Annotated in this window: 8 protein-coding genes and 1 tRNA gene; 4 read left to right on the top strand and 5 right to left on the bottom strand. The window is 65.5% G+C overall.

Going from position 1 to position 13446, the window contains the following annotated elements; translation table 11 throughout:
* Window position 1 precedes the first annotated feature (1 nt).
* Window positions 2-2746 (top strand): prolyl oligopeptidase family serine peptidase, encoded by a 2745-nt coding sequence (locus tag GYH26_RS06260; protein WP_161540919.1) that lies wholly within the window; start codon window positions 2-4, stop codon window positions 2744-2746.
* Here the strand turns inward: GYH26_RS06260 and GYH26_RS06255 are convergent.
* A complete protein-coding gene (locus tag GYH26_RS06255) occupies window positions 2712-3962 on the bottom strand; it encodes a patatin-like phospholipase family protein (RefSeq protein WP_174238459.1) in 1251 nt (416 codons plus the stop codon). The two genes, GYH26_RS06260 and GYH26_RS06255, sit on opposite strands and share 35 nt — an antisense overlap.
* Before the next feature lie 153 nt (window positions 3963-4115).
* Here GYH26_RS06255 and GYH26_RS06250 point away from each other — a divergent pair, with 153 nt between their 5' ends.
* Window positions 4116-5009, top strand: coding sequence for a DNA-processing protein DprA (locus tag GYH26_RS06250; protein WP_161540917.1), 894 nt, complete (start codon window positions 4116-4118; stop codon window positions 5007-5009).
* Window positions 5010-5341: 332 nt separating this feature from the next.
* The gene (locus GYH26_RS06245; protein WP_161540916.1) at window positions 5342-6280 is read left to right on the top strand and encodes an alkaline phosphatase family protein; all 939 of its coding nucleotides are present in this window, start codon (window positions 5342-5344) and stop codon (window positions 6278-6280) included.
* Here GYH26_RS06245 and GYH26_RS06240 read toward each other — a convergent pair.
* A complete protein-coding gene (locus GYH26_RS06240; RefSeq protein WP_161540915.1) occupies window positions 6243-8522 on the bottom strand; it encodes a S46 family peptidase in 2280 nt (759 codons plus the stop codon). The genes GYH26_RS06245 and GYH26_RS06240 overlap by 38 nt on opposite strands.
* A gap of 1 nt (window position 8523) precedes the next feature.
* Window positions 8524-10779: a S46 family peptidase gene (locus tag GYH26_RS06235; protein ID WP_161540914.1), complete on the bottom strand. Its 2256-nt coding sequence runs from the start codon at window positions 10777-10779 to the stop codon at window positions 8524-8526.
* A 120-nt stretch (window positions 10780-10899) separates the two neighbouring features.
* Here GYH26_RS06235 and GYH26_RS06230 point away from each other — a divergent pair.
* A tRNA-Leu gene (locus GYH26_RS06230) sits at window positions 10900-10986 on the top strand.
* A gap of 52 nt (window positions 10987-11038) precedes the next feature.
* On the opposite strand, the gene GYH26_RS06225 is transcribed toward GYH26_RS06230, so the two are convergent.
* Window positions 11039-12325, bottom strand: a complete 1287-nt coding sequence (locus tag GYH26_RS06225) for a cystathionine gamma-synthase family protein (protein ID WP_161540913.1) — start codon at window positions 12323-12325, stop codon at window positions 11039-11041.
* A 168-nt stretch (window positions 12326-12493) separates the two neighbouring features.
* The gene (locus GYH26_RS06220) at window positions 12494-13405 is read right to left on the bottom strand and encodes a DUF4835 family protein (RefSeq protein WP_161540912.1); all 912 of its coding nucleotides are present in this window, start codon (window positions 13403-13405) and stop codon (window positions 12494-12496) included.
* Window positions 13406-13446: the final 41 nt, after the last annotated feature.

The raw sequence follows: 13446 nt of genomic DNA, 5'->3' as shown, positions 1-13446 counted from the left end.
CATGCTGCGGCGAATTGGAATCGGCCTGGCCTTTTTGCTGCTTTCTGTGCTTGTTTCTGTGCTTGCGGCCCACGCCCAGTCGAAGCACACCTGGACCGTCGAGGACATCCTGCGTCAGGAGACGCTTACCGACCTGGAGATCGCCCCCGACGGGCGGCGCATCGTGTGGGTGCGCCGCCGGGCCAACTTCGACGAAGATCGCTTCGAGACCGACCTGTTTCTGACCTATCTGGACCAGAAAGGCACCGACGGGCTGCCACTGACCGTCCAGCTCACGCGCAGCGGCAACAACCACAACCCCCAGTGGAGCCCGGACGGCCGTTACATTGCTTTTCTCTCGTCGCGTAAGACCGACGACGACGACAAAACACAGGGAAGCCAGCTCTGGCTGCTCGACACCTTCGGCGGCGAGCCCTACCGCCTGACCGAACTGGACGTGCCGGTGCAGGACTTCGCCTGGTTCGACAGCACGCGACTGGTCTTTGCCGCCCGCGAAACGCCCACCTACGACGAACAGCAGCGCAAAAAGCAGAAAGACGACGCGCAGGCCGTCGAGGACACCACCGAATTCTACCCCGTACGGCTTTTCCGCATAGCCATTGACTCGAAGAAAATCGAGCGGCTGACGGAAAACGAAGGAGAAATCCTGGAATTTGCCGTCAATCCGACGGGACGCTTTATCGTCTACAGCATCGATCCACATCCGGTCGATGCCGACGCGCGGCACCAGCCCCGCCAGTACCTGCTGGACCTTGAGCGCAACGAGACCGTCGAGATCTTCGCCGAGCGCTACTTTGATCCGGAACGCTTCGTGTGGACGCGCGACGGGTCCGGCTTCTATGCAAGCGACGAGTTCTCCTCGGATCCAGAAAACGAAGGCGCCGGGATCACGAAGCTCTACTACTTCGACGTCGCCCGGCGTACCTACACGGAAGTGCCGCTCGGCTGGGACGCGGGCGTCGGCTACGGAGGCTACCAGGTGACCGAGGGCGGCGTCCATGTGCAACTGGCGGCCGGTCCGCGTATGGAGCCTCGCTTCTACGAAAAGACGGCCGATGGCTGGCGTACCCACCCCGTTTCGGACGCACGCCTGCGCCACAGCACGTCGATCCGGATCGGCCCCGACGGCCACACGATCGCCTTCGTGTACTCCCGCGCCGACTCGCTGCCGCAATATCTGGTAGGCACCTACCGCCGCGGCCGGCTGACCAACGTTCGGCCCTTCGTGCGCCTCAATACCTACCTCAAAGACTACCCCATCCCCCGCGCCGAGGTGATCTACTGGGAAGGCGCCGAAGGCGACACGGTCAACGGGATCCTGTACTATCCCTTCAACTACCGGCCGGGCCGCCGCCATCCGCTGATGGTGGTCATTCACGGTGGACCCAGCGGCGTCGATCTGGACGCCTGGCGGGCCGACTGGACGGTCTATCCGCCGCTCTGGGCCCAGCGCGGTGCCTTCGTGCTCCGGCCCAACTACCACGGGAGCGGCCACCACGGGCTGGAGTTCGTCGAGTCGATCAAAGGACGCTACTACGAGCTGGAGCTGCCCGACATCATCAAGGGCATCGAGCACCTGGTAGCGCAGGGGCTGGTCGATCCCGACTCGCTGGGCGTGATGGGCTGGTCGAACGGGGCCATCCTGACCATCGCACTGACCGTCGAGTATCCGGAGCGCTTCAAGGTGGCCATGCCGGGCGCGGGCGATGTGAACTGGATCTCGGACTACGGCAACTGCGCGTTCGGCGTCAGCTTCGACGATTCCTACTTCGGCGGGCCGCCGTGGGAGCGTCTGGACCACTACATCGCCAAAAGCCCGCTTTTCCGGCTGCACCGGGTCGTCACCCCCACGCTGATTCACTTCGGCGATCAGGACACGGCCGTGCCCACCGAGCAGGGCTGGCAACACTACCGGGCGCTCCAGCAGCTGGGGAAGGCGCCTGTCCGCTTCATCCTGTATCCCGGCGAGCCGCACGGCTTCCGGCGTCCCTCGCATCAGAAGCGCAAGATGGAAGAAGACCTGGCCTGGGCCGACACCTACCTGTTCGGCCGCACGTCGATGGCCGAGCGCCTGCGCCGGCGCGTGCTGCCCGAAAGCGCCCCGCTGGCGCTGAAGCTGCGGGCCCGCCGGATCGCCCGGACGGCCGACGGACGCTACGGGGTCGAACAGAACGGCATGTTGCTTCCGGAAATGGTTCGACTGGACGACACGCTGTGGGTCGGCCGCTTCGAGGTGACGCGGGCGCAGTTCCGGGCCTTCAAGCCGGACTACCCCGTGCCGCCCGGCACCGAAAACTATCCGGCCAGCGGCATCACGGCCGACGAAGCGCGCGCCTACGTGGCCTGGCTCCGCCGCCAGACCGGCCAGCCCTACCGGCTGCCCACCGTGGCCGAACTGGAAAAGCTGCAGCGGAAAGCCGGCGCTTCAGAAAACACGCTGGCCTACTGGCTGGGCTACACGCCCAACCCGGACGAGCGCCGACAACTGGAAGACGTGCTGGCCGACTTTCGGCCGGACGAACTGCTACTGCCCGTCGGATCACGTCCACCGGGTAACGCAAAAGACCCGGACGCGCCGCTGCTGTACGACCTGGACGGCAACGTGGCCGAGTGGGCGGTAGGCGAAGACGGTCGCCTGCAACCCTCCGGCGCCTCGGCCGTCACGGTACGCGATCCACGCACGAAGGAAGTGCCGGCGCCGCCCCCGGCCTTTATCGGACTGCGGGTGGTGTTTCCGCGCCACTGACTTCCGGGGTTTCGGCCGGGTGTCCGTTGCCGGGCGGCCGCCGCGGTGCGCCCTCCAGAAAGGCGGCGATGCGGTCGTGCTGGCGCCGGGCATCCTCGTAGCCGATCTCCAGCAGTTGTGCAATGTAGCCCGGATCGAACAGCATCATGCTGAGCGAGTCGGGCGTCTTCGTCTCGGTAGCCCCCAGCCCCCAGGTGAGAAAGCGGAGCGCTCCCTTGAGCGGCGGTCGGTAGTTGGCGGCCAGCTTGCCCAGATCTACCGAAGGCCGCAGGATCAACAGGCGGATCGGCCGGAGTCCGTCGCGTCGGTGCGGGGGAAGTTTCTTCACCAGGCGGTTGATTCGCTCCAGCATGGCTGCGTCCTGGTCGAGCGTGTCCAGAAAGATGGCGTTGAGCATGAGGCCCAGGATCTGCGCGGCCGGCGGGTAGCCCGCCACGTCGTGCGCATCGCCTTCCGCCTGGCTGCGCTTGTAGCGCGTCGAGATGGCCAGAATGGCATCGGCGCCCAGATGAATGGCCGGCGCTAGCGGCGTCAGCAGACTGATACCCCCGTCGCCGTACCAGGCGTCGCCCAGCCTGATGGCCGGAAAGACCAGCGGAAGCGCGGCCGACGCCAGGATGTGCTCGACGGTCAGTTCAGTCCGCACACCCCGGCGATCGGGTAGCTCCCAGTCGTGAATGTCGCGGCCTTCCACCCAGGTGACCGACTGCCCCGTCGAGTAGTTGGTGGTCGTCACGGCAAAGGCCCGGAGCGTGCCGCGCTTCAGGTTGAAGGCCACGCCGTGCAGCCGGCCGTCGGTCGTCTGCAGATGGCGCTTCAGAAAGGCCCGCAGCGGCGCATTGTCCACCAGGCCCCGCAGCGTGTCTTCCGGGAGCGGCTGTTCTCCGTTCGAGCGGGCTCGCCGCAGTAGCGTGCGCAGCACCTTCCAGCGCGATTCCGGCTCCATCACGTCTTCGAGGCGCACGGCCCGCCAGGTCTGCACCAGCCGGGCAGCCGCTTCCGGGAACGTGCCCGTATGGTTGGCCAGTTGTGCCGCATTGATCGCCCCCGCCGACACACCCGTCATGATCGTAAAGGCCCGGTCCGGAAACGCTTCGGCGATGTAGTGCAGCACACCCGCCTGATAGGCCGAGCGCGCCCCACCTCCACTGAGCACCAGCGCGCAGTCGCCCGGCCTTCCGATCCGCTCCTTCCAGCTCGCCCACCAGCGTCGCATCTGTGAAAAACCCTTCCAGTTCATTTTACGAAGCTTATCCTGCTCAAAGTATCGACGATACTGGAAGAAAGTATATGGCAAAAATGCCATGATGTTGGTTGCATTCGACAGGGCAACCCGTTACATTCCTGCAAGCAGGACCATGTAGACGCCGTGACGGCCTCCACGCTTTTTGCGCTGACGCTTGCCCGATTGTTGCCCGACGACTGGACGGCAACAGGGTGGCTCGTACGTCACGTCGGGAGCTTCGAGGCCTTGTCGTCGCAGCCACCGGAGGCGCTTCGCAATCACCTGGGCCACCGCCCCGAAGGCATCCGCCTGCTGGCTCAGCTCTCCAATGCGGCCTTCCTGCAAAAAATGCAGGAGCAGGCGAAAGCCGAACTGGCTACGTTGATTACCAAACGCATCCGGGTGCTGACGCCGCACGATGATGTCTGGCCTGCCGGTCTGGAAGCGCTCCCCGAACATCAGCGTCCATTTCTGCTTTTTGCCTACGGGAATCTGGAGCTGCTGGCGCAGCCCACCGTCGCGCTGCTGGCCCGTCCCCCGATCTCCGATGCGGCCTACGATCGCGCGCAGGACCTGACGTTGCACCTGATCGAAGCCGGCTGCGTTCCGGTGACCGGGGCGCTTTCCGGCTTCGATGTGGCCCTCCAGAAGCTCTGCCACAACGCGCCCCGTCCCCATCCGGCCATCATGGTCGCCCATACCGGACTGGCCCAGCTCCTTCCGCCCATGCGCCCGGTGGCCGCTGCCACGCTGCGGGCCGGCGGTCTGCTGCTGTCGCCCTTCCTCATGGAACTGCGGCCCAGCGACCGGCGTGATCGCCAGCGGGCGCTCGTGCAGGCTGCGCTGGCCCAGGCGGCGGTTTTCGTTGAACCCCGGGACGAAACCCCCGAGCATATGGCGCTCGACTGGGCCGTTCAGGCGCACCGGCCGGTCTTCGGCATCAGCACACGCACCATGCCCGAAGTGCACCCTATCCGCGAATCGGTGGACTTTGAATGGGTAGTCGAAGCGGCCCGCCGCACCTCCCCGGCCGAGTGATATGTGATCGCTGATTTACTGGAACATGATAGCGCAACATCCCATGTGTCCGTGCTTTCAGCCCAGAATAAGCGGCGCCAACCGCCAACGCCAACGTCCTGAACGTCGGTGCCAGCAACCCGCAGGAGCAACCCTCCCCCTGGCCCCCTCCCTGGCAGGGAGGGGGGAAGCACATACGAGAAAGCTTCGACGCTGAAACGCGCCCAGGTACCCGTCGCCACCACCAGCCGTAGCCTACAGACCCTGCTCCCCCTTTCAGGGGGAGCTGTCGCGAAGCGACTGAGGGGGTCATGGGATGCCGCACACATGCACCATGATGCCCGGAAAATCATATGAGCCCGCACGTGCTGTTCGTCTTTCTGGACGGCGTCGGGCTGGGCCCACCGCATCCGCGCAATCCATTCGCAGAGAACTGGCCCGGCCTTGAACGGCTCACCTGCGGCCAGCGCTGGACAGACCAGACGCGACCGTTCTCCAGGCTCCGGCACGTCTTCCGTCACCTGGATGCCACGCTGGGCATGCCCGGCCTGCCCCAGAGCGGCACCGGGCAGACCGCCCTGCTGACCGGCTTCAACGCGCCACGCATCGCCGGACGCCACTACGGTCCCTACGCCCACTCCCGAACCCGCGCCGTGCTGGCCCGCTATAACATTTTTCGCCGGTTGAAAGCCCGAGGGCTTTCGGTAGCTTTTGCCAATGCCTATCCGCCCGTATTCTTCGAGCAGGCCCGCCGACGCGACCGCTGGAGCGTCACCACCCGCTGCTGCCGGGAAGCCGACGTGCGGCTCCGCACGCTGGAGGATCTGGCCCGGGGCGAGGCCGTCGCCGCCGACCTGACGGGCCGGCGCCTGCACGAAGCAGGGTTCCCGGTCACGCCTATCGACGAAGCCGAAGCCGCCCGCCATCTGACAATGCTGCTCCAGCAACACCACTTCGTGCTTTTCGAGTACTTTCTGACGGATCAGGCCGGGCACCATCAGGACATGGACGAAGCACGGGCGGTGCTGGCCTCGCTGGACCGGTTCTTTTCGGCGCTGCTGGAACTGCTCGATCCCGAACGCCACCTGCTTGTGGTTACCAGCGACCACGGCAACCTGGAAGACCTGCGCGTGCGCACGCATACGCGCAACCCGGTGCCGCTGATCGCCCGCGGTCGCGGCGCCGAGCTTTTCTGCCACGCCTGCGACCTGCGCGACGTGACGCCCGCCATTGTCGCCGCGCTGGAAGCCGCCGCTACTCCACCTCGCCGACCAGCGCCGCTTCGGCCGTAGCTTCGTCGGGGATCAGCTTGCCCGTGGTCAGTTCCAGCACCAGCCGATCGGCGCCGTACAGGTCGCACAGCGCTTCGAGCACGCCCCGGCTATCGACAGCCACCGCCCGCATGCCGCGATCGGGCATGTAGACGTATTCACCCGCCAGTCCTTCGATGTTGCTGTCGAAGACCACGCCCACCAGGTGCAGATCCTGATCGATCAGCGCCGAGCCGGAGCTGCCTCCCGAGATGTCGGTGCTGGCCGCCAGATTGAGCGGGGTGGCGCGCTCGAACGCCTCGGGCGGCGTCAGCCACCGGGCCGGCAGGTTCCAGCCACTGCGTCCCCGGAAGCTGTAAAACCGATCGTACATCCCGAGGAACGTGGTGAACGGCGGAGCCTGCGTCCCGTTGTAAGGATAGCCTTCGATGCGGCCGTCGGCGATGCGCAGCGTGCCCGTACCGTCGGGCGGCACCGAGTGGCCGTAGACGGCAAAGCGCAGCGCCGCCAGGCGGGCGTTCAGGAAGCGCTCGCGTGCCTCGAACTGGTCGAGCTGCTGGCCGAGCGTGAAGTAGAGCGGCCCCAGCACTTCGATCACGGGCACCGAAGCGTCGCCGCTGTTCAGATACCCCTCGCGCAGCAGCCGGGCGAAGGCCACTGAGTCTTTCAGCGCGGTGCGAGCCACCAGGTCGCGGGCGACCTCGGCGGGCGAGCGATCGCCCAGCAGCCGCTGCACGCTCGGATGCTGCGGTCCCAGATAGTCGCGCAGCTCTTCGAGTCGGGCCGTGATGTAGCCCACCTCGACCGAATCGGGCCAGTCCCGAATCCGGAGCGCCTCCCGACGCAATTCTTCCAACCGGGACGGGAACGCACCGCGCTGGCGCATCAGATCGTGGGCGTAGCCGAAAAGCGCCCGCAGCAGGATGTGCGAACTCAGCAGCGTGCTCGTGCCGAAAAACTGAAAGGCGGCCGTCTGCGGCGCGGCCGCCGCCTTGCTGCGCTGCAGCGCCTCGAGCTGCATGAACACGTTGCCAAAATAGTTGCGCAGCGAGTCGCTGGCCATCATGCTGTCGCGCAGCGCCCGCTCGGCCGCCTGCTTGCGGGCCAGCAGGTACGGGTCGCGCAGGCCCCGGAGCTGTCCCTCGGTGGCCTTGATCGTGTTTTTCAGCGCAAAATAGACGCTACGCAGGCCGTAGATGTCGGCCGAATCGGGCTGTTGCCGGATGTAGCGTTCCAGCACCTCCGCCCGGCGGCGCAGCAGTCGAAGCCGTTGCGGGAGCGTATAGTCGCGTTCGAATTCGAGCTGGCTGACGGTCAGATGGCGCTGCGTCGCGCCCGGATTGCCCACGGCGAAGACGAGCTGGCCGCGCCGGGCCCCTTCGGTACGCCACGGGAAGTACCAGGGGCTTTCCAGTGGACGCCCGTCCGGCCCGTAGACACGCAGGAAGCTGACGTCCAGCGCATAGCGTGGATAGGTAAAATTATCGAAGTCGCCGCCAAAGTAGCCAACGCGCAGCTCGGGCGTCATCACCAGGCGCACGTCGTGATAGCGCCGCCAGGTGTAGGCCGTATAGCGGGCGCCGTAGTAGAGCGGCACGATCTCCACGTGCAGCTTGGTGTCGCGGTCCCGGGCTTCGGCTTCGAGCTGCTGCTTGAGCCGCTCCAGACGCCGATTGCGCAGGCGCTCACGCTCCACGTCGTCGCGGATCTCCTCCAGCCCGCGCACGATCAGCTCCGTCACATCGCGCGCTTCCAGGAGCTGCTCGGCGTACAGTCCGGGCAATCGCCGCTCGCCCTGCAGCGAGTCGGCATAGAAGCCCTCTTCCAGCAGCGCCTCGCCGGGCCGATCGATCAGGTCCAGGCTCTCCCAGGTGCAGTGGTGGTTCGTCACGACCAGCCCGTTGGGCGAGACGAAGGCGCCCGAGCAACGGCCGCTTTCAAAGACCAGCCGCAACGCACCCAGGCGGGCATGGGCCAGCCAGGCCGAGTCGGGCCGGAAGCCATAGGTGGCCTCCCAGTAGTCCAGGGGCGGCTCCTCGAACGTCCAGAGCCGTCCCGTGTCGAAGCGTCCGGCCCGCACCGTATCGAGCCCCGGCAAAGCCGTCGACGCCGCCGCCCGCATGCCGGTCGTCGCGGTGGTTTCCGCTTCGGTCACGAGCGGCGGCGCCTCGACGATCCGGGCCGTCTCGCGGGGACCGGCGCACCGAAGGCTCAGCGCAGCCAGCGTCAGGCTCAGCGCAACAATCCAGGCGCGTTGGTTCATCTCAGCGTCCGCTATTCATCAATGCATCGGCCTCTTCCTCGGAGCGCACCAGCTGGCCGGTGGTCAGCTCCAGCACCAGCCGGTCGGCATCGTAGATCTCGTCGAGTGCCTCCAGAATCCCCCGCACGTCCACGGCCACCGCCCGCATCCCGCGATCGGGCATGTAGATGTAGTCGGCCGGCAGGCTTTCGATGTTACCGTCGAAGATGAGTCCGACGACCTCCAGGTTCGGGTTGATCACCGGCGAGCCCGAGTTGCCGCCGATGATGTCGGCCGTGGCTACAAAGTTGAGAGGCGTGGAGCGGTCGAACGTTTCGGGCGGATGCAGCCAGCGCTCGGGCAGATCCCAGTCGGTGCCCGGTCCGAAGGCATAGTAGCGGTCGTAGAGGCCGTAGAAGGTGGTGTAAGGCGGCGCCATCGTACCGTTGTACGAGTAACCCCTGACCACGCCGTCGGCGATGCGCAGCGAGAAAGTAGCATCGGGCGGCACCGAGGTGCCGTAGACCTCGTAGCGGGCGCGGCCGAGCTGGCTGGCAATCTCCTGCTGCTGGGCCGAAATGCCCGCCCAGGCGCTCTGGAATGCCTGGAAGCGCGGCCAGACGGTCGCCACGAGCTGCACGGCCGGGTCGTCCATCGTCAGCGTGCCGCTTTCCAGCGCCTGCGCCGTCCGGGCCGAGTCACTCAGCACGGTGTTGTCGATAATGTGGCGGGCCACCGCCTCGGGCGCGCGTCCCTGCAGGATCTGGTCGACCAGGCGGCTGTCTTCGCCGAAGTAGCGGACGAAATCCTCCAGCCGTGCCTTCAGATAGCGCCACTGCACGCCTTTGGGCTGATCGTCCACCGAAAGGATCTCGTCGCGCAGCTCGGCCAGCTGTTCGTCCGAAGCGCCCGCCTGCTTCCGGTTCAGGTAGATGTAGGCCAGAATGGCCCGGCGAATCGCCGTGCTGCTGAGGCTGCTGTTCGGGTTGAAGGCCAGAAAGGCCTGCAGTTCGGCCGCATAGTCACGCTGCTGGTTGACCAGCTCGGCCATGCGGTCAAAAAGCGGATCGTATTTGCGTGCCAGCGTCGAATCGCGGCGCAGCGCCTCCCGGAAGCGCCGCTCAGCATCCCGACGGCGGGCGATGATATAGGGATCGCGCAGCCCTTTGACGCGGCCGGTGTAGAGCTTTTCGGCGTTGCTGAGCGAGAAGATCTCGTTGCGGATTTCTTCGCGCTCCGGTCCGTCGGGCAGCTCACGCAGATAGTCCTGAAGCGCGGACATGCGTGTCTGGATGAGCCGCAGGATGGCCGGTTCGAGCACGTCGCGCCGGAATTCAAGCTGGGCCACGGTCTGCAGCCGGCTCGTCGAACCCGGATTGCCGATCACAAAGACCACGTCGCCTTCCTCGACACCCTCCCGGCTCCAGCGGAAGTAGTGCGGTGTGCGCAGCGGCTGGCCGTTTTCGTCGTAGATGCGGAAGAACGTCACGTCGAGCGCGTAGCGCGGATAGGTGAAGTTGTCCGGGTCGCCGCCGAAGTAGCCCAGTTGCAGCTCGGGCGCCATCACCAGCCGCATGTCGCGGTAGCGTTTGAAGATGTAGGCCGAGTACTTGGCGCCGTTATAAAGCGAGATCACCTCGACGACGTAGCCGGCCTCCTCCCCGCCTTTTTCTTCCAGCAGCCGCTGTTCGATCTCCTGAATGGCCTGCTGGCGGGCCATGGCCCGTTCGGCGTCCGTCTCGGCCCCTTCCAGCGCAGCATAGACTTCATCGGTCACGTCGCGGATTTCGATGAGCTGGTCGGCGTAGTAGTCTTCGGCGCGGCGCTCCTCCTCGAGCGAGCGGGCGTAGAAGCCGTTGTCGAGCAGGTTTTCGCCGGGTCGGCTGACGGCCACGACGGCTTCCCGACCGCAGTGGTGGTTCGTCATCACCAGCCCGTTGGGCGAGACGAACGAGGCCGAGCAGCCCGGAATGCGCAGCGCGCCCAGCCGGGCTTCCCGGAACCAGGCCGAGTCGGGCCGGAAGCCGTAGGCCTCGGCGAAATAGTCGATGGGCGGATCGTCGAACGTCCACATCTTGCCGTTGTCGAAGCGCCCGGCCCGCACCGTGTCGAGCGAGGGGACCATCCGCGGCGAAAGCGGCGCCTCGGGTACGGTGGTAGGCGGCGGCGGAGGTGCCGGTCGGGCAGGCGCTTCCGAGGTCGTGGTGGGCTGGCTGGTGGCACATCCGACGAGCAGTGCCAGGCTCAGCGACAGCAGCACGCGCAGGGTCGGTTTCATGGGATTCCTCTTGCTGTTTAAAGTCCGTTTCAAAAATAGCGATTTTCAGGCTTTTCCGCGCACCACGCACTGGAACCTCTCTTCCTTCGGGAATATATTTAAGCCGTGCATGGAGAACGTGCGAAAGTGGCGGAACTGGTAGACGCGCGAGACTTAGGATCTCGTGGCCGCAAGGCCGTGGGGGTTCGAGTCCCCCCTTTCGCACCAGCAGAAAAGCCCCTGCACCGATGCAGGGGCTTTTCTGTTTTGGTTCATCTCCTCACACCGCCTCCAGGGCCTGTTCCAGGTCGAGGATGAGGTCGGCGGGGTGTTCGATGCCGACCGAAAGGCGGATCAGGTTTTCGCGGATGCCGATGCGGCGCTGCTCCTCGGGCGGAATGTCGGAGTGCGTCATGGTGGCGGGATGCTCGGCCAGCGACTCGGTCCCGCCCAGACTCACGGCCAGCTTGATGAGCTTCAGGCTGTTCAGGAAGCGGAACGCCTCGGCCTCGCCACCCCGGATCTCGAACGAAATCATCGCGCCCGGACTCTTGCACTGGCGCTGGAAGATTTCGTACTGGGGATCGTCTTCTTTCAGGTGTCCCAGGTAGTAGACACGCTCCACCTTCGGGTGCTCGGCCAGAAAGTCGGCCACACGTCGGGCGTTGCGTGCCTGCTTTTCCATGCGGATCTTGAGTGTCTCCAGGCTACGCATGAGCAGCCAGCCCGTCCACGGCCCCGCCATCGAACCGGTAAACGTGCGCGTGCCCTTGATCGCTTTGAGGAGTTCGCTGGCGCCCAGTGCCGCCCCGGCAATCACGTCGCTGTGACCGCCGATGTACTTCGTGGCCGAGTAGAGCACGATGTGGGCGCCATGCTTGAGCGGATGCTGCCAGAGCGGCCCCAGGAACGTGTTGTCCACCATGACCAGCACGGGACGGTCCGGGCGGCCATGATCGCGAGCGATGCGGGCGCACGCCTCCAGGTCCACCAGCCGGTTCGTGGGGTTGGCCGGCGTCTCCACGTAGAGCACGCGCAGCCGCTCGCCGATACCTTTTTCGTCGATCAGCGCCCGCACCTCGTCTTCGGGCGTGCCCGCCAGGAAACCCACGGGCTCGATGCCCCACTCGGGCAGGATGTGCTTGAGCAGATAGTCGGTGCCGCCGTAGAGCGGCTCACTGTGCAGCACGACGTCGCCGGGCCGCAGGAACGTGAGCAGCGACGTGAAGATCGCGGCCATGCCGCTCTCGAAAGCGGCGGCCTCCTCGGCCTCGTCCCAGAGCGTGAGCCGATCTTCGAGAATTTCCAGATCTGGATTGTTCAGGCGGCTGTAGATGAGCCCGAGCTGCTCGGCCCGACGGGGCTCGCGCAGCCCGTAGGCCAGTTCGAAGAACCGTTTGCCCTCTTCGGCCGACTGAAAGACGAACGTCGAGGTCTGAAAGATCGGACATTTGAGCGCGCCTTCCGACCACTCGGGTCGGTAGCCGTAGCTCATCATCAGGCTTTCCGGATGCAGGCGATGGCCGTTGATCTCGGCCGGCCACTTTGGCTTTGGTTTGCGCGGCATAACGTTCTGAACAAGTTGGTTTCTGGGAATGGTAGGCCGAAAACTTGCCTCAGACGGGCGCAGCAGCCCATCCCTCGCCCGCCATGATCCGGCAGGCCTTTCTCAAGTTCGGAAACGCTTCCAATAAGTGCAAAACGTCGGGCGGCATTTGCCGACTTCTTTACAGCGCTACTGCGCCAACCGGTTGTACTCGGACAGATGAGAGGGGTCCAGCTCGCTCAGAATCGAAAAAGCTTCCTGGGCCAAGCGGGATCCTTCGAAAATGGCCGCCAGCTCCTGATATTTGGCCGTGAAGAACAGATCCATCACGTAGGGACGGGACACTTCCTGATAAAGTGCCTCCAGGGAGCGCAGCACGTCGAGCACGGCGGCACGGGCCGCCTCGGGATCCTGGACGAAGTGATCCAGCCCCTCGAAGTGATACTTGAAGTACGCCTGCCGGACCGCCCGGTAGCGCGGGTCGAGCAGTTGCGTGATCAGGGCCACGCGGCTGCGGTCGTCGCCGATCTGGTTCCAGCCGTTGGCCCCGGCCGCCTGCGCCAGCTCGGCAATGCGCCGGGCCTGCTCGAAAAACGGCGTGCCGCCCAGCTCGCTGAACGTGTCGTAATCGTACCCCAGAATGATGAAGGCGTAGAAGTCGAGCACGGACGTCAGCGGGTGGAATTGCTCCAGGTTGAAGATCAGCGGCGTGCCCTGCGGATACTCGAACTCCCAGTTCGGATCGCTGAGCTGGAGTACCGTCGTGTACTGCGTGGTGCCGTAGATCGGCCGGCGCGTGGCCAGCACGAGCCGGGCTCGAAAGCGCGTCAGCGTAACGGCCTCTTCAAAAAAGATCTGGACCGTACAGTCGATGCGCTCGATGTCCTCGAACGCGTCGTTCGTCCAGCGCCGTTCGTTGAGGTAGCGCCGGATCTGATCTTCCAGCTCGCGCAAGTAGTCGTACTGGGAGCCCTGCAGCTTTTGATAGTTGACCGATACGGAACAATTCAACTCCTGGGCCCGGAGCGGCGCCACGAGGAGCAGCGCCAGCCCCAACCCGAACAGCCATGCCCTGAGCCGGTGTCGTCTGACTGAAGCCATACCGGCCCATGGTACGGCAAGCCGTGGCGCCGGTTTCCCAT

This window comes from Rhodothermus marinus (assembly GCF_009936275.1).
GTDB lineage: Bacteria > Bacteroidota > Rhodothermia > Rhodothermales > Rhodothermaceae > Rhodothermus > Rhodothermus marinus_A.
Note: the sequence above shows the minus strand (reverse complement) of the source record. Positions and strands in the feature narration are given on the sequence as shown.

Excerpts from the sequence above, each read along its gene's own strand:
- GYH26_RS06220 (WP_161540912.1), bottom strand. The coding sequence starts at position 13,405 with ATGGCTTCAGTCAGACGACACCGGCTCAGGGCATGGCTGTTCGGGTTG.
- GYH26_RS06240 (WP_161540915.1), bottom strand. The coding sequence starts at position 8,522 with ATGAACCAACGCGCCTGGATTGTTGCGCTGAGCCTGACGCTGGCTGCG.
- GYH26_RS06225 (WP_161540913.1), bottom strand. The coding sequence starts at position 12,325 with ATGCCGCGCAAACCAAAGCCAAAGTGGCCGGCCGAGATCAACGGCCAT.
- GYH26_RS06260 (WP_161540919.1), top strand. The coding sequence starts at position 2 with ATGCTGCGGCGAATTGGAATCGGCCTGGCCTTTTTGCTGCTTTCTGTG.
- GYH26_RS06245 (WP_161540916.1), top strand. The coding sequence starts at position 5,342 with ATGAGCCCGCACGTGCTGTTCGTCTTTCTGGACGGCGTCGGGCTGGGC.
- GYH26_RS06255 (WP_174238459.1), bottom strand. The coding sequence starts at position 3,962 with ATGCGACGCTGGTGGGCGAGCTGGAAGGAGCGGATCGGAAGGCCGGGC.
- GYH26_RS06235 (WP_161540914.1), bottom strand. The coding sequence starts at position 10,779 with ATGAAACCGACCCTGCGCGTGCTGCTGTCGCTGAGCCTGGCACTGCTC.